Source organism: Mariniblastus fucicola, from assembly GCF_008087665.1.
GTDB classification, from domain to species: Bacteria; Planctomycetota; Planctomycetia; order Pirellulales; family Pirellulaceae; genus Mariniblastus; species Mariniblastus fucicola.
Genome location: NZ_CP042912.1, coordinates 4,513,059 through 4,531,069 on the forward strand (window position 1 = coordinate 4,513,059; position 18,011 = coordinate 4,531,069).

General features: G+C 53.4%; 14 protein-coding genes. 2 read left to right on the top strand and 12 right to left on the bottom strand.

Features of this window, described 5'->3' with window-relative positions; genetic code table 11:
- Positions 1-20: 20 nt before the first annotated feature.
- From secD to MFFC18_RS16710, 7 genes are all read right to left on the bottom strand, one after another.
- A complete protein-coding gene (gene secD, locus MFFC18_RS25030) occupies positions 21-3,374 on the bottom strand; it encodes a protein translocase subunit SecD (RefSeq protein ID WP_162273989.1) in 3,354 nt (1,117 codons plus the stop codon).
- Between the two features lie 111 nt (positions 3,375-3,485).
- The gene (locus MFFC18_RS16685; RefSeq protein ID WP_148618940.1) at positions 3,486-3,929 is read right to left on the bottom strand and encodes a preprotein translocase subunit YajC; all 444 of its coding nucleotides are present in this window, start codon (positions 3,927-3,929) and stop codon (positions 3,486-3,488) included.
- Positions 3,930-4,204: 275 nt separating this feature from the next.
- Complete coding sequence (gene tgt / locus MFFC18_RS16690) at positions 4,205-5,323, bottom strand: tRNA guanosine(34) transglycosylase Tgt (RefSeq protein ID WP_075086237.1); 1,119 nt, start codon at positions 5,321-5,323, stop codon at positions 4,205-4,207.
- Between the two features lie 102 nt (positions 5,324-5,425).
- Positions 5,426-6,511: a hypothetical protein gene (locus MFFC18_RS16695; RefSeq protein ID WP_148618941.1), complete on the bottom strand. Its 1,086-nt coding sequence runs from the start codon at positions 6,509-6,511 to the stop codon at positions 5,426-5,428.
- 115 nt (positions 6,512-6,626) lie between these two features.
- Positions 6,627-7,487, bottom strand: a complete 861-nt coding sequence (locus MFFC18_RS16700) for an NAD(+)/NADH kinase (RefSeq protein WP_075086356.1) — start codon at positions 7,485-7,487, stop codon at positions 6,627-6,629.
- Positions 7,488-7,577: 90 nt separating this feature from the next.
- Positions 7,578-9,485 carry a 1-deoxy-D-xylulose-5-phosphate synthase gene (gene dxs, locus MFFC18_RS16705; protein WP_075086235.1) on the bottom strand — a complete coding sequence of 636 codons (1,908 nt, stop codon included), beginning with the start codon at positions 9,483-9,485 and terminating at the stop codon, positions 7,578-7,580.
- 36 nt (positions 9,486-9,521) lie between these two features.
- Entirely contained in the window at positions 9,522-10,412 is an 891-nt protein-coding gene (locus MFFC18_RS16710) for a polyprenyl synthetase family protein (protein ID WP_075086234.1), read from the bottom strand.
- Positions 10,413-10,797: 385 nt separating this feature from the next.
- Between MFFC18_RS16710 and MFFC18_RS16715 the strand changes: the two genes are divergently transcribed.
- On the top strand, positions 10,798-10,983 hold the full coding sequence (locus tag MFFC18_RS16715) for a hypothetical protein (protein ID WP_148618942.1): 186 nt from the start codon (positions 10,798-10,800) through the stop codon (positions 10,981-10,983).
- A 183-nt stretch (positions 10,984-11,166) separates the two neighbouring features.
- On the opposite strand, the gene MFFC18_RS16720 is transcribed toward MFFC18_RS16715, so the two are convergent.
- The 4 genes from MFFC18_RS16720 to MFFC18_RS25035 form a co-directional block, all read right to left on the bottom strand.
- The gene (locus MFFC18_RS16720) at positions 11,167-12,252 is read right to left on the bottom strand and encodes an EF-hand domain-containing protein (protein ID WP_075086233.1); all 1,086 of its coding nucleotides are present in this window, start codon (positions 12,250-12,252) and stop codon (positions 11,167-11,169) included.
- Positions 12,253-12,418: 166 nt separating this feature from the next.
- Complete coding sequence (locus MFFC18_RS16725; protein ID WP_075086232.1) at positions 12,419-13,726, bottom strand: hypothetical protein; 1,308 nt, start codon at positions 13,724-13,726, stop codon at positions 12,419-12,421.
- Positions 13,723-14,661 (bottom strand): hydroxymethylbilane synthase, encoded by a 939-nt coding sequence (gene hemC, locus MFFC18_RS16730; RefSeq protein WP_075086231.1) that lies wholly within the window; start codon positions 14,659-14,661, stop codon positions 13,723-13,725. Before hemC ends, MFFC18_RS16725 begins: the two co-directional genes overlap by 4 nt.
- 144 nt (positions 14,662-14,805) lie before the next feature.
- Positions 14,806-15,285 (bottom strand): ComF family protein, encoded by a 480-nt coding sequence (locus MFFC18_RS25035; protein WP_157665246.1) that lies wholly within the window; start codon positions 15,283-15,285, stop codon positions 14,806-14,808.
- A 437-nt stretch (positions 15,286-15,722) separates the two neighbouring features.
- Here MFFC18_RS25035 and MFFC18_RS16740 point away from each other — a divergent pair, with 437 nt between their 5' ends.
- On the top strand, positions 15,723-16,856 hold the full coding sequence (locus tag MFFC18_RS16740; RefSeq protein WP_075086229.1) for an LptF/LptG family permease: 1,134 nt from the start codon (positions 15,723-15,725) through the stop codon (positions 16,854-16,856).
- Between the two features lie 206 nt (positions 16,857-17,062).
- On the opposite strand, the gene MFFC18_RS16745 is transcribed toward MFFC18_RS16740, so the two are convergent.
- A complete protein-coding gene (locus tag MFFC18_RS16745; RefSeq protein ID WP_157665245.1) occupies positions 17,063-17,755 on the bottom strand; it encodes a PEP-CTERM sorting domain-containing protein in 693 nt (230 codons plus the stop codon).
- Between the last annotated feature and the right edge of the window lie 256 nt (positions 17,756-18,011).

Consider the following 18,011-nt stretch of genomic DNA (forward strand, 5'->3'; position numbering starts at 1 on the left):
TTAACCATTCGAAGCCAGAACTAGACCTGGCCAGCGATTTTCTTTTCGTCGTCAACTGGCTCAGGCGACAATCCAATCGTGTTCATCAACCACAGCAGAGCAGGGGATGCGATGAAGATCGAACTGTAAGTACCGACGATAACGCCGACCACCAGAGAGAATGCAAATCCGTGGATCGCCTCGCCGCCGAAGCAGTAGAGGATGAACACAACCACAAACGTGGTCACGGAAGTCAGAATCGTACGGCTTAACGTTTGCGAGATGCTTGTGTTAATCATGTCCGACGTGATCTGCTTTCGTTTGCCGCGAACTTCACGAATACGATCGAACACAACGATCGTATCGTTCAGCGAGTAACCGATGACGGTCAACAATGCCGCGATGATCTCGAGGCTGATTTTGAACTTATCGATTCCAAGGAAACTGAATCCGAGCATGTCAAAAACATAGTGCGACAGGGCAATCATTCCAAGCACGACCAAAACGTCGTGCAGGAGAGCAACCACAGCAGCAAGCCCGAACGCAATGTTCTGGAATCGAGCCCAAATGTAAGCGATGATTCCGATCAGGCTGAAGATGATTGCCAACGCCGCGTTAACACGCATCGATTCAGCGATCTGACTACCGACCTTACTGGACGTTGGAAAATAGGGCTGTGCATTAAGATCTTCCGACCATTTGTTGATGATGGCAGCACCATCTTTTTCCTGCGGGACATTCAGCTTGATTGTCCAACTGTCAGAAACGGTTCCGTCTGCGTTTTCACCTTCAAGGATGGCGTCCGAAATCAGAACGATCTGCTCGTCTTCAAGCTCCATCTCCAATCGCCGAGCCGACTCAACAATCTCTGATCGCAATGACTTTCCAAGGATCGGAGGATCAATTTTCACTGCAGTCTCTGTTGTGAAAGACAATCCGCCGCCGTTGCCAACTTCTGGATCTTCATCGACGGGCAAATCTCCACCAGTAAGAACAGGCTTGTCGTCTTCTTCGTCAGTTGACGGTTCCGACTGTTCAGCATTCTCATCCTGCGGTTCTGTTGTTTCTGGATCAGCCGAAATCGAAGGCTCCGCAGCGCCTTCGTCCTGCAGCATCATCGTCGGACCAGCCAAAATCGAAGCAACTGCCGGGGCAGATCTCCACGATGCAGTTCGCACTGGGCTCTGCGTTTTCCAGCTTCCAACATCAGCACCTGCACCGCTTAGCACGTCGACTTTGTGCAGCTTCAGCTTGCCGGGGAAAAGTTCCGTCATCAGCTCGTCGAGCTGAACCCATTTTTCGGATTCCGGTCCACCTTCCCAAGCGGGAAGGTTGCTATCGACTCGAAAAATTCTGTCTTTGTCAGCAGGATCCTGATCAGCGCCGCCAAAGCTGGCGACAGAAAACTCGATCTTCTCGCCTTTGACTTCAAGATCTTTGTTCTTGAGCGTTTCCCGGATCTCTTCAATTTCCTGTGGCTGATCGAAGACGACACGAATGGTTGAACCACCACGCAAATCGTGATCGAGCAGCTTTGATCCGAGCAGGAACATTCCGGCAATCCCAAGTCCGATGAACAGAGCCGACATAACTCCAGTCAAGCCGATCTTGCTGAGAAAGTCGAATTTCTTCTTGTCCAGAATTCGCGTCATGCTGAGCTTCGTCAACCAACGTTTACGCTCAGCGATATCGAAGATGATTCGCGAGCAGAAGATCGCCGTGAACATCGAAATCAGGATACCGAGAATCAACGTTACCGCGAATCCTTTCACCTGCTCGGTTCCAACCGTGTAAAGAACAATCGCCGTGATCAATGTGGTCACGTTGGCATCCACAATCGTTGTACGGGCTTTGTCGAAACCGTTTCGAATCGCCATTCTCAGCGTCGAACCACGATCCATCTCTTCTCGAATACGTTCAAAAATCAGTACGTTGGCATCAACCGACATACCGACCGTCAGCACCAAACCTGCCAAACCGGTCAGCGTCAGCGGTTGCTGAATTGCCATCACGATTGCAAGGATAAGGATGATGTTCAGCACAAGGCTGATCGCTGCAACGATTCCCGCAAAGCGATAGTAGAACACCATGAAGATCAAAACCAACAGCAGCGAAACTCCGATCGCCCAGATACCTTTCGAGCGAAGCTCCTGACCAAGCAGAGACTCGACGAAGTTCTTGCTGATCGGGTTCTTGTTCAGAGCCGCCTTCATCTTTCCGCTTTGCAGCTTCAAAACGAGGTCGTCGATTTCTTTAACCGTGAAGTCACCTTCGATGATCCCGCGTTTGCTAATTCGACTGTTGATCGAAGGAGCGGAGTGAAGCTTGTCATCGATCACGATCCCCAGAAGTCGCTTGTCGCCGCCAGGAGTTGGCTCGTTCATACCGGTAAGCATTCCCAGCTGACCAGCACCTTCGGCCGTTGTTTCGAACTGAACGATCGGACGACCAGTTGTATTGTCGGTACCGCGTGAGACGACAGCCAAATGGCTACCTTCGACGTTCTCATCGGGACGCGGTTCAATCATCAGAATCTGCGGACGAATCCCGTTTTCTTCGCAGTATCGGGCGAAATCAGCACCGTGAAGATCCTGATCGCGAGACAGCGGCATGTTGCGAAAGGAAACAATGTTGCCCGTGTTCTGGTCGCGGAAAAGCTGAGTGCTGTCCGGCGAATACTTGTACGGGATTACTGCAGGGACGGCTTGGCCAGGTTCGAGTTCAACACGGGCGATCGGACACCAGAATGCGATCTTTTTGCCGTCTTCGTCGAGGATTGCTTTACCTCGATAACCGTTGGCAGCTTCCTCCTCGGCTCGATTGAACTCGGCTTCGTGAAACTTGCCGTGCCCGACGATTCGGAACTCAAGCTTTCCCGCAGAAACCAACAGCTGCCAAATGTTGTCCGCTTCCGCCGACGTAACGTCCGGAATCGTGACTTCGATTTTGTCATCGCCCAGTGGACGGATGACAATTTCCATCGTTCCCGAAGGATTCACACGTTTGATCAACTGGTCGATGATGTCCTGAACTTTGGGACGATTCTCTTCCGGGAAGCCGGCGAGATTCAGCGAGCCAACCATATTCATACCACCACGAAGGTCGACGCCGAAGCGTGGCGGCCAGCCGCTATAGATCAAAAGACCGCCAAGCATGATTGGCATAATTGCCAACATCAGGCGACTTCGGTATTCCGGCAATCGCAGCGAACTGGAAATCGACTTGGCAAGAAACCAGCCAAGAAACATAACGGCCAGTAGCAACAGGAATCCGAAAGTTCCCGACTGAAAGAAACTGACTTCACCGGAGGCTTTTTGAGCAACATCAGAAGTGTTGGCTTGAGCCAGCAGGTTGATCATTCCGGACAGGTTGGTAGCCAAAATTGAATCAGACATTCGTTTGATTTCTGAACAGGAAAAATGTTTTATGAACTCGGCGTTCCAGGTCCTGAAAAATGGACTTGGAAAGACCGCCGTACCACGAAGCATGTGGCAATGAAATGAACGCTATTTTTTGTCCGAAGACGCCTTTTCTTTGTCCTTCTCATCCGAGAGGACTTTAACGATCGAAGACGTCAGGAACTGCATCTTGGTGTTCCCCGAATCGTCAACGCGAAGGGTCGTCGTATCGGAATCCGGATCATTTTTGATGACCGTCCCAACGATGCCTCCCGCCGTCACGACTCGATCGTTTTTCTTCAGCTCTGGCAAATCACCAGCTCGTCCACCTTTTGCAGGCGGCTTCATGAACAACATGTAGACCAACATCATGGCCAGCATGGCGGGCAGAAAGTAAATCATCGAATCGAAAAAAGACGGTGGCGTTTGCGCGCCTCCGGCTGCTCCCGTCGTGCCCGTCGCGGAATCAGCAGCTGAAGCAGCTGCGTTACCGGCTGATGTTGCTTTGGTTTGCACCAGCAACAGACACAGAATTGAGTACAGGTAATACATTAAAGTTCGCTTTTGAACGTTCGTTTTTTGGTCGAACACCGAATCGGTGCAACGGGAGCGCAGAACTCCCGTAATTGTCGAGTTTGTAAGCCGCTAGAGTCTAAATTCTGCGGAAAAACCCAGCAAGGGCAGAATTGCGGTCGAAGGTCGAATTCGAGGCCGGAATTGGCAAAACGGGAACTCCCTGATCAAGGTCGGAGGAGGATTCCTGGGTAAGTGCGGCATTTGGGTCATCGCTCCGGTCTTTCCCAACTCAAATTCCGACCTTGGCTGACTCAATCGCTGGACTTGCCGCCAGCCCATCCAGCCATTCTCTCTTCAAAAAAGTCGAGAAAACGGTCCGCGGCGATCGCTTCGCGGGCCTGAGTCATCAGTCTCTGGTAGTAGCCGATGTTATGCATCGAGACCAGCATTCCGGCCAGCATTTCTTTGGCCATGAACAAATGGCGAATATAGCCACGAGATAGTTCCGCGTGCGGCGTGTGCATCCCAGCCTGAATTGGTCTCGGATCTCGCTCGTGGATCGCGTTTTTCATTTTCAGAAACCCATCGTCGGTGAAGGCCATCGCGTTTCGGCCATTGCGAGTCGGCATCACGCAGTCAAACATGTCGACCCCACGCAATACAGCCTGGAGCAAATCTTCCGGCCTCCCCACGCCCATCAAGTATCGCGGGCGATCTTCGGGCATATGAGGCGTCGTTGCTTCGATGATGCGATACATTTCCGGCGGAGGTTCGCCAACACTTAAACCGCCAATCGCGTATCCCGGAAAGTCCAACTGTCGCAATTCCTTGGCGCATTCGATCCGCAGGCTCTCGTCGAGACCTCCCTGCAGAATTCCGAACTGGACCTGAGACTCCAGCGTGTGGGCGTCCCGACATCGCTCTGCCCAACGGATCGATCGATCCATCGCGTCTTTGACTTTTTCGCGCGAACTTGGAAGCTCGATGACGTGGTCGAAAACCATGGCGATGTCGCTGCCAAGATCCTGTTGAATCTGAACGCTGATTTCGGGCGTGATGGTGATTTTGCTTCCGTCGATATGAGAGCGAAAAGTGGCTCCCTGCTCGTCGACGACCGTTCGCTGAGCCAGCGAGAATACCTGAAAGCCTCCGCTGTCGGTCAGAATCGGTTTGTCCCAGCCCATGAACTTGTGCAAGCCACCGAGTTCTTTGACGACGCTTTCGCCGGGCCGAAGATGCAGGTGGTAGGTGTTGCCCAGCAAAATTTGGGAGCCAGTGGCTTCGACCATGTCCGTCGTCATGCCTTTGACTGTGCCGCAGGTCCCGACGGGCATGAAGGTCGGAAGTTCAATGACTCCACGCGGCGTATGCAGTCGCCCCAACCGAGCGCCACAGTTTTGGTCGACGTGAAGAAGTTCGTATCGGAACATGCGAAGAAGCTAAAAGTAATAGGATGCAGTTTTCAGAGGCACACAAAGTAGCCTGAGCTGCACACTTTACCCGTTAACCTGCAAACTTCCACCTTCAGCCGACTACTTCTTCAGCGGCTGAAGCAGCGTGCGAGTCCGCTGTTCTTCGCCCGGGACCGGATTCTTTTTGGCAACTTTGGCGACCGGCGCCGCGACAGCGACTTTCTCTTCCTGCACCAGCAATTCTTTGCGGAAGGCCGTGTAGTGCATGTAGCTTTCGGGGCCTTGGTAACCGATCACTCGCTCGTCCCACCGAGTTTCGCGATTTGTAATCAGCCCTTTCGCGATGTCGAACACGATGAATCCGCGAGCCATATGCGTGACGACCTGCGACCGGGTGGTTTCGTCAATGTGAGGCGTCATGACATTGGTGGTGAAGGTGACATGAGCTTTGCCATCGACGACTTTTTCCAAAACGTATCGCACACGAAGTTTCAGCTGCTGGTTCGAGCCGTATTCATCTCTCGCTTTAACGGTATCAGTGACGTCCCATTTGTGGCCGACGGGAATGGGTTCGTTGGGAAACGCGATGACGGGATTGTCACCGACTCCTCCGAGCTTGATCTGGTAGTCATAGTTGGATTTTTTGTTGACGACCTGACCGTTGGGCGAAATCGAATATGTCGAACAGACGCGTCCAAGCCGTTCCTGGTACGGCAGGCAAGTTCCAGGAGCTTCCTTGTCTTTTTCGCTGTCGTAGTTGATCGGATCGGACTCGCCTTTTTGCTCAAGGACTTTGATCTTTTCCATTTCGATATCGAATCGAATTGTGCCGCGGGAGTCAACATTTTGAACCGTCCATTTGAATTCAGGACGAGCACGAGTCGACGTTTTGTCGGACGCGGTACCGAAACGCGTTTCGACGACGGTGCGATGGTCGTGTTGCCATCGGATGACGTCGCCTTTTTTGAGCTTGTAGTTCAGCGAGTATTTTTGCTGACCGATTTTTCGTTTGGTGAATTTGTCGATTTGAGCCGCGAAGTCCGAATCGGTATCGGAGGTGGAGCCAGAATCTTCCTGAGGAGATTTTGCTTGCTGGACTGTTGTTTGCTGATCATCCTGCGGGTCGGACTGAGCAACAACTCCGGAGAGAGTAACGGCGGTGATCGCCAACGCGACCAGGATACTTTTCAATTGCATTCGATTCACCATCGTTTCCTTACGAACGGTTTCATTTAACAGGCCTGACGCGACAGGGCTCTGCGGAATCCTGCGAACATCCGAAGGGCTAGATTTCGCGACATGGCATAAGCCTGTCGATCAATTACTTTTTAATCTCGCCACCCCAGCCAAGTTTCTCGCGGAGCGTGCGGTAGTAATTATTGCCGCTGACTTCGATTAATTGAAAGATCGATTTGGCCCGCGAAACACGGACTCGATCACCTGCTTGCAGTTTTGAAACGATCTGACCATCCAAAACGACACACGCCGACTCGTTCGGATTCGCCGCCACAAGCTCGTAAACTCGATCGGCGGAGTCGACGACCGGACGAACCGTCAGCGTGTGCGGGCTGATCGGAGAAATGACGAAAGCCTGCAAATCTTTGCGCAAAATCGGGCCGCCAGCCGAAAGATTGTGGGCGGTTGAACCCACCGGTGTGCTGATAATCAGCCCGTCGCAGCTGTAGGAAGTCGCCGGTATGCCGTCGACGGCAAGGTCCAATTGCTGGATATCGAATGGCGGGCCGCCGAGAATCGCGACTTCATTCAGCCCCGTTTTCGATGCGATCGTTTCGTCGCCCCGAAGGACTTCGATCTGCAACATTAGATGATCAACCAGCTGGAATTTCCCGCAGTCGATCGATTGCAAAGCCGCAACGATGTCTCGCGGATTGACGTCAGCAAGAAAGCCGAGCTTGCCCAGATTCACACCAAGAACCGGAATCTGATCGTTCTCCATCCGCGTCGCGGCTCGCAAAATGGATCCGTCGCCGCCAAGCACGATCGCAAAATCGGCTCCCATCTGGCCCGGGTTCTCGGAGTAGTCAAACTCCTCGGCGACGACGTCGACCACGCTTTCAATCAGCGGCCGCAGCTCTTTGGCCTGATGCACAACTTTGGGGCGGCGATCACCGGAACCGACCAGGACGACTTTGAATTTTTGCTGGTCGTCTGATTTTTGCATGGCGGGAACTCTGAAATCGTATTCGTTTTCGACGCAATGATCATGATCGATCACGGGCTGGAGTCCTACGCCACCTTTTGGCAGAACGCACTATCCAACCGATTCGATACCAGAGTCTACCGCCGCGCCGCTGGCGTTGCGACAAGTCTCCACGATTCCGTCGACATCGAGCTTCAGATCGGCAAGCAGACCGGCGCGGTCGCCGTGAGGCACGAACAGGTCCGGAATTCCAATTCGATGGACTTTTCGAGCGTCGAGCCGCATGTCGTTCGCGGCTTCAAGAAACGCACTGCCGAATCCACCGTGCAGCATCGCCTCTTCAACCGTGACGACGAAATCGTGATTCTCGATGGCGTCGCGAACCATGTCGCGATCGATCGGTTTCACAAAGCGTGCATTGACCACACCGACATTGATTCCGATCTGGGCAAGTTTCTCCGCAGCTGCCAAACAATCGACCAATTGAATGCCGGCACAAACGATCACGCCATCGCTGCCTTCACGTAGCGTCTCGGACTTGCCAAGCTCGATCGGTTGAAGTTCGCGGTCGACTTCGGTCGCATTAAGTTTTGGATAGCGAATCGAGCAGGCCGTATCGTGGCTGAGCGAGAAATCCAACATGGCTCCAATGTCATTGGCATCCCCCGGAGCCATCACAACCATGTTCGGAAACAGCCGCATGTAGCCGTAGTCGAACGTTCCATGATGCGTCGGGCCGTCGTCCGCCGTCAGACCTCCGCGGTCAAGCATGAAGGTGACCGGAAGTTTCTGCAGACAGACCTCCTGGAAAATGTGGTCGAAACTACGCTGCAAAAATGTGCTGTAAATGTCGACGATCGGACGCATGCCGACTTTGCACTGACCAGCAGCAAACGCAACCGCGTGCGCCTCACAAATTCCGACGTCAAAGAAGCGATCTGGAAACTCTTCCCGAACGGCTTCCAACTTATTGCCCTGGCACATCGCCGCGGTGATGACCGTGACACGTTCGTTGTGCCGCATCTGGTCGCCAATCGCGTCGGCGGCATGATTGGTGAACGCTTTCGATGAAGATTTGGTCAGCGGAACCGGAATGCCTTCTTCGCTGCGTTCAAATGCCGGAGGCGTGTGAAAGTAAACCGGATCTTCGGCCGCGGGCTTGTACCCGTGCCCTTTGTTGGTCATTACGTGCAGCAAAACCGGTCCGTCGATTTCGCGAACCATCTTCAGATATTTCTTGACCAGACCAATGTTGTGTCCATCGATTGGCCCGAAATATTTGAAACCAAAGTCTTCGAACATCATGCCGCCGTGCAAACCGGCTTTAACGCCTTCTTTGATTTGGAACAGCATCCGTTCGGTCGGATCGCCGAGCAGCGGAACCTTGTTCAGCATGTTGACGACTTCGTTTTTGACGCCCGAATAGATCGGGTTGGAACGAAGCTTGTCGAGATAATGAGCCACGCCGCCAACGCGCGGACAGATCGACATCTCGTTATCGTTGAGCACGACCAACATCTTGCTTTTCAGCTCGCTGGCATTGTTGATGGCTTCGTAGACGACGCCGGAAGGAAACGCACCATCGCCGATGACCGCGACAGTGTAGTTATCGCGGCCCATCAAGTCGTCGCCGCTGCGAAGCCCGACCGCGGTCGAAACGCTGGCTCCCGCGTGACCGGTGACGAACAGATCGTAGTCACTTTCTTCCGGGTTTGGATAACCCATCAATCCGCCGCGTGTGCGGATGGTGTCGAATTGGTGATACCGACCGGTAACGAGTTTCTGCGGATAAATCTGATGACCGGTGTCCCAGATCAGACGATCGCTCAAAAAATCAAACGTGCTGTGCAGCGCCAACGTCAACTCGACCACGCCCAGGTTGGACGCGAAGTGAGCAGCTCGCTTGCTGAGCAGATTGCACAGCGTTTCACGAATTTCGTCAGCGACCAATTCGAGGTCGGCGACAGACATTTCGTGAAGGTCACGGGCGTCATTGATTTTTGAAAGAAAGTTCGACATGGAAATTCTCCGTTAATTTGTCGTCAGCAAGTCTTCCTACTGAGTCCGACTGACTACAAATCGGGCAAGGAGTTCAAGTGGTTTGGCAGCGTCCCCAAAGGACTGAATTGAGGCAATCGCTTTTTCGGTGATTTCATGCAGGAAAGTTTCGCTTTCGGCTTCGCCGAGCACCGACGGGTAGGTCAGCTTGCCTCGATCGGCATCTTTTCCGGTACGCTTTCCCATTTTGGTCTGTGAGCCGCGAAAGTCCAACAGATCATCCACAATTTGAAACGCGAGGCCAAGATGTTTGCCATATTCGACCAGGGAATGGCGTTGATCTTCGTCGGCACGAGCCGTCACGGCTCCCATTTCCAGCGAAACGGTCAGCAGAGCTCCCGTTTTGCGGCTGTGAATTTTTTCCAGCATGACACGATCGTGGGCTCCGAATTCGCATCCAAGATCGTCAGCCTGGCCTCCAACGAGTTTGCTTGGACCGGAGGCAATCGCCAACAATCGGCTACATTCGAGGGCAACTTCAGCTGGCTGCACATCGCGAGCGATCGCTTCAAAAGCCATCGGAATCAGGGCATCGCCGGCAAGAATTGCGATGGCTTCATCGAACTGAATGTGACACGTCGGGCGACCGCGGCGAAGTTCGTCATCGTCCATCGCCGGAAGGTCGTCATGGATCAATGAGTAGTTGTGGATCATCTCGACGGCACAGGCAGCCGGAATCGCGGCCGACAAATCGCCGTCGCATACTTCGGACGCCGCCAGCGTAAGCAACGGTCGAATTCGCTTCCCCGGAGCCAGCAGACAATAGCGAATCGCTTCGGCGAGGTGTTCAGGACAGCCGGAATCGAAGTCGCAATAACGCAGCAGGGCGTCTTGGATCAGTTTTCGGTGAGCTTCGATTTGCGGAGGAAATAGAGCAGTGCTGGCCATGGACTTTCTTGTCGTTCAAAACGTCGGCTTGCTATATAGAAGAACCGCAACTGTTCATCAGCCAGCAACCTGAAGGCGGGGTCTATTCTAACTCTTTGAGCAATTCGGTCCATTCGGGTAGCGAATCGTGCCAAATTGGCTCAGTTTCTTTGATTGGAGGTCGTTAACGGCTCGAATCGCCGTTCCAAGCGATGGTGACCGCCCCCGCCAGCCACGGCCGCGATTGTGCCGCCGCATGCGGTTTGAGCCAGTCGGCTGTTCCGACTGTAGCGGTTTTCACGGCAAGATTTCCCGGGTTAGGGCAAATCCGGTTTGCGAATTTGCGGATCTGCCGCGCATTGGCTTTTCAAAACCTAAACTTTGAAAATCATTTGGGAGCAGACCTATGTCACATTCTAGCGTCAACATGAAATCACTTTCGCTGGTGGAGCGAAAGGAATACGAAGAGCTGAAGCACTACTATTCGATCGAAGCCCAACGACTTCGCCAGCAAAAGGTCTTCCTGGGCCTGGCCGTGGTTGCCTTCATCGGTGCGCTGGCTGCGTTTCATTTCTTCGAAATCAGCCTGTAGAACTCGCTCACCTTTTGTCATCAAAAGGCAAAATCCAAAAAGCCGACTTCCATCGTGACCGTCGCCAAAAGACACGTCGCGCGGATCGCTACGCACGAGGTCTGTTTCCCGCTCGCCGACCGATTCGATTGGCTGCTCACCGCAGCAAACAGCAGTGCACCGCATCCCGTACGAACGGCGACATCAGTCTTCTTTCGCTGACGAATCCGTCAGCGTCGCACAGAAAACCAACACCCACGACCGGTTTTTGTCTCTCGAGCTAATCACTGAAGCTTCGCCTGATTTGCACTCGATTTCTGCTTCAAGTTTGAAGTTCTGAATCGATTTCGCGAACACAACGTCGTCGCCGTCTTCCATCAACGCGACGTCGGAATCCTCCAGCATCGACTTCTCCAAACCAAAGTCAATCGTAATGAGTTCACCACTGCGAGTCGCCTTGCCGGACAGGCTGGTGCCAGTTTCATACGTGGAAATCTGATTCGACGTTTGGCCTCCTCGCGAACGGGTAGCTCCGTTGACGACCGGATTCTGCCCACCACGGACTAGCGAGAAAGAACCGCCGAATTTCGTGCTCAAATGAAACTCTTCAATTTGCAATGAAGACCGTTTTGCGAGCTTGGCCATTTCTTCCGCCACGACGCGACTGGATTTACCGTTGAGCATATTCGCATCGACCCAACCTTCGGAACTGACGACCCAGATGCTGACTTCGGCAGAATTTGACTTTGATTTTGTTTTTTTCGAACGGGCAACCTTGTCGACAGCTTGCTGTTTCAAAATGGCTTCGACGGATTCAAGATCGGCTGCATCGCCCCACATTGTGATTTTGTCGCCATCAGAAAGCAGCGTGACGGTACCGCCAAGTTTCTTGCGAGTTAATTTCTTCGCATGTTTTGATCCTGACCTCTCGTCAACCTCTCTCAATCTATTGGGGCGAGATTCGACCGCACGTTTTTTTCGTTTTTCGGCATTCTCCAGTCCTGCATTTCCGAGATAGCTATTGAACAATTCGTCAAAACTGATTTCGCCATCAGAGTTCACGTCAGCCTTGCCCGGTGGCTTGCGCCTCATTTCCGACATCTCTTCGGTGTCGAGCAAACCGTTTTCGTCGGCGTCATAGGTATGGAAAAGTCCTTTGACGTAAGCTTCGTACCCCGTCCGTAGATCCCGTTTCTGGGCAAACGCGTCTTGCGAGGCGATGGAAAACAAACACAAGCTGATGAGCGCCGGTAAAAATGGCTCACGCAAAATTTTCGTTGGCAACAACATTTTGCTGACTCCAGAGAGATTTCAGAAATGCGACTTCAGGTTTGAACACAGGCGAGTTTTGGGTGTTCCGCAACTTCCCGGAACTTGATCCTGTCTACTGCCTGACTGTTTTGGCTTTGAAATGTGAGACTACTACAGGAAGCACGAGCGAAATTTCGGCCCAGTGTTATGTTTGAGAGGCTCGATACCAATCCAGTGCGTTGTCAGGAATCTCAGGCGGCGCGGCTCGAAACTGTTTTAGCAACTCTCTGTCGAAACCCTCGGCAAACATCTTCAGATTGCCCAGCGCGGTGCGACGCAGGCAGTCATCCATCTGCTGTCCGGCCATCAACCGGTAATACTTTTCATTGACCGATGTGGCAGTGCGACCGACATTGAGCACGCGATCGCCAGGAACAATTTCGCGCCACGTGAAATCAGGCAAGGACATCGCTTTCTCACTGGCTTCGAGAATTCGCTGGGGCGTCAACGTGTCGAGCCGATCAAAGCTTTCGGACACGAAATAGGTTTTCTGAAACTCGCTGATCAAGTAGTCCGTATTTGCCAACCGCAGCAAGTCGGCATCCTGTTGCGGATCGATCAGTATCCGATTCGATTCGTCGTTCTGAATGCTGTACTTGGTCTCGCCTGGCGAAGAAAGAATACCTGCTCCAAAGTCACGCACTTCTCCGTCCTGCATCACCAAACCAAACTCGACGGTGAACCAGTAGATCCGTCCGGCGTAAGTCAGCAACTGATCTGCATGCTTGTTAATCGCCTGGATCTCGATCGCGTCCGTGACGCCAACCAGTCGTTGATCGCGTCGTTCGTAAATCAGATCGCGAGCCCGACCGTGGTTTTGCATTACATTGGCAACGGCTGGAATCGTGAACGTTGCAACGTGACCAGCAACATCATGCCCAATGTCAGGCTCTTCAAGATAGTCCGTCCCCAGCGGGCGCATGAACGTTGTCACAGGAAAAAATCGCCGCGAGTGACAGGTGAAAAAAAGCTCAGCCGGAATGATCTCCTTGACGGTCGCCAGCTGCCATCCCGTTTGCTGATAGATGCGTGCGTTGAGCAACCAGTAGTTCGGAATCATCGCCGCTCCGATCTCGAACAGCGCTTCTCCCTGCAAATATTCGCGACAGGCGAACTCATGTTTCGTTTTCTGCTGCTGAGCGACCAGGCAGGCCCAGCTAAGATGTTCCTCGAACGTGTAACCGTCGTAATTTTGCGAGTTCGCGTAGTGCTTCAAATCAACCGTCAGGTCAGTGAACTCGCCAATGCTGAACTGTTCGCCCGCGGCGCATGCCTCCAGATAAGACTGGCGCTTTTCTACAGGAATCGGCCACGGAACATCTTCATTGTCGAGCGTCTGACTCAACAAGGCCACTAACTCATCGTGCGGTATCGGCCCGACAGCAGACAGCTCGATTCCGTTCTGGTCGGCGAAGCGTTGATAGTCGTCCTGATTGAAGATTGATATGCTCATGGCTCCGACTTTGCCGCGGCCAACAGTTTGTCGGCTCCGGCGGCGATCAATTTTTCCGCTACGGAAATTCCAAGTAGCTCATAGTCATTCAGCGGCGCCGAATCACTGGCCTCGGTTCTTATTTTACCATCCCGGCTGAGCACGACACCGGTGAGCGTCAGCGTAGTTCCGGTTATATCACAACGAGCCCCGACCGGAGCCAGGCAACCTGCAAACAGCCGCCGCAACATCGCGCGTTCGGCCAACGCAGACGAAAAACTTTCGGGGTGATTCAATTTGGCAACCGCCGCAACGGTGGCTTCGTCGTCGGCCCGCGTTTCCAGCCCGAGTGCTCCCTGGCCAACCGCCGGCAACAGCACGTTTCGATCAAAGCGAAATGAAATTCGGTCGGCCAGTCCCAACCGTGTCAGGCCCGCTGCCGCCAATACGATCACGTCGAACTCGCCCGAATCCAGTTTCGCCAGTCGCGTGTCGACGTTGCCGCGAATGTCCCGGATGTCGAGATCCGGACGCAAGTTCAGAATCTGGGCGGCACGACGAACTGAGCCTGTTCCTACGATGGCTTTCTGCGGCAGCGACTCCAGTGAATTGAGCGTGGAACCGACGGGCCCGCAAATCGCGTCTTCGGTTGTTTCTCGTGGCGGAATCGCGGTAATCGAAAGTCCATCCGCATCTTCGGTGGGCAAGTCTTTCAAGCTATGAACCGCCAAGTCGATTTCTTTGGCGTCGAGCGCGACCTGAAGTTGCTTTGTGAACAGGCCCTGACCGCCGATCTGAGCCAGTGGTCCGGTCTGCACATCTCCCTGCGTTTTAATCTGGATCAGTTCGACGACGTTGCCAAGTTTCTCAAGCTCAGCTTTGACCCAATTGCTTTGCCACATCGCAAGTTTACTGCCGCGAGTTCCAAGTCGAATGGTTTGGGGAGTGGAAGACATTTTGAATCTTGGGGCTGCAGTCGCTGTTCGTTTTGGTGTGTCAGTCGAAGCAATTCGACATCGAAATCGCGCCGTTCAACTTTGAACACGCGACGGCAACATCCTAACGCTCAGCGTCGGTCGCATGAACAGGGCTGGGCAAATTCAGCCGTCCGTGCGAGGCCGAAAGCTTCCCGTTCCGCGGGCCACGATGGCACAGTGTGCAGATGCGGCACCTGACTTTCGCAGCATCTTTGCCAATTCGCTAAGGGTTGCCCCGGAAGTCATCACGTCGTCCACGATCACGACCCGTGCTTTCTCGACGGTCACCAGTGGCTTGAGCGTGAACGCATTTTTGACGTTCGAAAACCGTTTGGGCCCGGACAAGGTTCCTTGCTTGTCCGTCAATCGCTCGCAGCGCAACATTCCGTCGGCGATCGCCACACCGGTGGTTGATCGAACTCCTTCGGCGATGACGGCGGAAGCATGAAACCCGCGTTTGAACCGTCGCCACCAATGAATCGGAACGGGAATCAGGAAGTCGACGTGTTCAAAAAATTCCTGCTGCAATAATCTCAAACCGAGCAAGCGTCCCAACTGAAACGCAAGCGATTCGTTCATGTCCCGTTTTAAATCAAGAATCATTCGCTTCAGTAATCCATGGTAGTTGCCTAGCGCGACCGCCGAATCAAATCGCAGTGGCAGGTCATGACACAGAGCACATCGGTCGCCGAAAGAAGCAGGGCGTTTGATATACGACCCACATTTGGGACATCCCTGTTGCCAGGATTCAGGAAGTCGAACCCAGCAGTCGTCGCACCAGTTGGATTCAAATCCGTGTTCGACGAGTTTTGGAGATCGGGGCAAAGGTTCTTCGCAACCGACGCACGCAGCGGGGTACAGCAATGAAGCCATTTGATTGAGGCTTTGACGAATCACGGCGGGGAACTGCCTGGACGGCAGCGATGGGGAGGAGGCCGAATTGACGCTAGCAAAAAATGCTCTGCTTGCGCCGCTGAACTGCTTCTACAATCCGTCGTAAGAAAGCTCGATCCATTCCAATGTAACGATTACGAAAAACTGTGACCATCCTCGACCGATATCTTCTGTTCCTGTTCCTGAAGATCTTCTTGGTCTGCTTCACCAGTTTCGTTGGTCTGTTTTTGGTCATTCATCTTTTCAGCAACCTCGACGAACTGGCGGCGTTGGCCGAACCGAGCGGAGGTTGGACGCAGTTGTTGGCAGATTTCTACATTCCAAGAATCGCCGAACTGTTCGACAAAACGGCCGCCGTGCTGGTGCTGATCTCAGCCATTTTCGCGGTCAACATGATGCAAAAACGTCGCGAACTGCTGGCTATCGAAGCCGGTGGCATCACACTCCTGCGAGCCATCCGTCCGATCATCGTGGCCGCCGTTTGCATCATTGGACTGACAGCCGTCAATCGCGAGTACGTCATTCCGACGCTTAAAGATCGACTCGTTCGCACGCCGCAAAACTGGCTGGACCAGGGCAAAACCGACATGCTTGTCCAGCAGGATTCCGCGACGGGCATTCGTGTTCGCGGCAAGGAAATTTTGCTGTCTGACAAAATGATCGTGGAACCCAACGTCCAGATCCCGGCTTCCATCAGCACCAAATTCAGTCGCCTCGCAGCCGCTTCGGCGTCGTTTGAATCGGCCGACCAGACCCATCCTGCCGGCCTGCGATTGAAACAGGTCAGCCAGCCGACGTCGCTGGCAAGCTTCCGTTCGATCGTGACCGAGACGACGCCCGTTGTCTATTCGCCGTCAGACGCTCCGTGGCTCGAAGCAGACGAGCTGTTCGTTGTGAGCGACATTTCACTGGAAGAAGCAGCGTTCGGCAATCGACTGGCGTTGTATCGCACGACTCCTGAAATGATGGCTGCCGTCCGCAAGCCACGTAGCTGGTTTGGAAACAATCAAAAAGTTGGCTTGCACGTTCGCATACTCCAACCGTTCCTTGACATGACGCTGCTGCTACTTGGTCTTCCATTGGCAATGTCAAATTCGGAACGAAATATTTTCGTGGCCGCAGGAATCAGCTTCTCTGTCGTCGCTGCCGTTTCGGTCGTGACGCTGGCCAGCCAATCACTCGGGACCTACAACCTGATCCAACCGGCGGCTCTGTCTGCCTGGATTCCGCTATTGGTTTTCGTTCCGCTGGCCGTACTCTCCGTGGGACGGCTACGCTAGTCACTGTTTGGTTAACTCAATTCGAGCACGACACGCAGCGAATGAGTGAGTCGGAAATTTGGGCGTAGACTCACTCGTTGCACTCTTACGCTTCGAGCTTGTTTTATCTGACATTGCCCAGGTTTCTACTGCGGACCTTAAATATCGAACAGACTCTTGCGGGAGCACGAAACTCCCGCAAGAGCCCGTCGACAAGGAACATTTCGCTATTTTCGACGACGCAGCAGAACCAGTCCGACCAGGCTGACCAGCAATGCTGACGATGGCTCCGGCACAGAGCTGATCGCGGTTACGGTCCGGTTGAAACCGACAGCCGTTAGCGGATCGTTGTTGATGTTTCCCGTCGAAAGAAAGACTTCGAGATCGTCTGGCGAAGTGAATCCGGTACCTGAACCGTCCGCGAAAATGTTGCCCGCGAATGTTGCGGTTTCCTGGGTGTACATTGTCGTGCCGGCGACACCCGGGCCCTGGAGCGTCAAGCTAAACGTGGTCGAGACCGACATGTCTGCCGAAACCAGATTGCCGTTATCACTGACGATGTTCGAAAGCTGACCAGAGAAAGTCGCGCCCGGCCCCAAGCCTGTTGCAAAAATATCGTAGGGGCCCAACGCAGGGTGGGTTTGAGAAAAGACTGCTGAGAAGTCCGTGATATCAGCGACTCCGCCAGCCTCATCCGCCCAGTCAACAGTGAACGAACCGACGGCGCTAAGATCAAACACGGTGTCAGCAGGAACGTTAAACGGAGCACCCGTCAGGGGAGAACCGTCCGTAACTCGCACCTGCTGATCGGCGACAGCATCAACGGTGAACGAATCCGCCATCAACTGAGCCGACAGTTCATTCTGTCCGGCGAGCATCATCAAAAGACAAAACGAAAGCGCGACAGAGGAATATTTCAAGATGCTTCTCATGGTATCGATCCCGCGGCAAACTAGATTGATAAACTGACTTTTCAAAAGCCACTTTTTGATCGTAGTCCGCCAGTCGTCGCGTCGTCATGCCCAACCGTCCCGTTAATCGCAACAAATACTATTGCGAAACCGACAGGGAAATTTCCGACGCCCAAAGCACGTCGCGGTGCAGAAGAAACCAACCAAACAAATTGAATTTTCCCAATTTGCTCGAAGACCGTCGCAACAGAAACTCAGCCTTATC

Coding starts and splice junctions, on each gene's coding strand:
- tgt (WP_075086237.1), bottom strand. CDS start 5,323: ATGTTCCGATACGAACTTCTTCACGTCGACCAAAACTGTGGCGCTCGG.
- MFFC18_RS16710 (WP_075086234.1), bottom strand. CDS start 10,412: ATGGCCAGCACTGCTCTATTTCCTCCGCAAATCGAAGCTCACCGAAAA.
- MFFC18_RS16700 (WP_075086356.1), bottom strand. CDS start 7,487: ATGCAAAAATCAGACGACCAGCAAAAATTCAAAGTCGTCCTGGTCGGT.
- MFFC18_RS16685 (WP_148618940.1), bottom strand. CDS start 3,929: ATGTATTACCTGTACTCAATTCTGTGTCTGTTGCTGGTGCAAACCAAA.
- MFFC18_RS16720 (WP_075086233.1), bottom strand. CDS start 12,252: ATGTTGTTGCCAACGAAAATTTTGCGTGAGCCATTTTTACCGGCGCTC.
- hemC (WP_075086231.1), bottom strand. CDS start 14,661: ATGTCTTCCACTCCCCAAACCATTCGACTTGGAACTCGCGGCAGTAAA.
- secD (WP_162273989.1), bottom strand. CDS start 3,374: ATGTCTGATTCAATTTTGGCTACCAACCTGTCCGGAATGATCAACCTG.
- dxs (WP_075086235.1), bottom strand. CDS start 9,485: ATGTCGAACTTTCTTTCAAAAATCAATGACGCCCGTGACCTTCACGAA.
- MFFC18_RS25035 (WP_157665246.1), bottom strand. CDS start 15,285: ATGATTCTTGATTTAAAACGGGACATGAACGAATCGCTTGCGTTTCAG.
- MFFC18_RS16715 (WP_148618942.1), top strand. CDS start 10,798: ATGTCACATTCTAGCGTCAACATGAAATCACTTTCGCTGGTGGAGCGA.
- MFFC18_RS16725 (WP_075086232.1), bottom strand. CDS start 13,726: ATGAGCATATCAATCTTCAATCAGGACGACTATCAACGCTTCGCCGAC.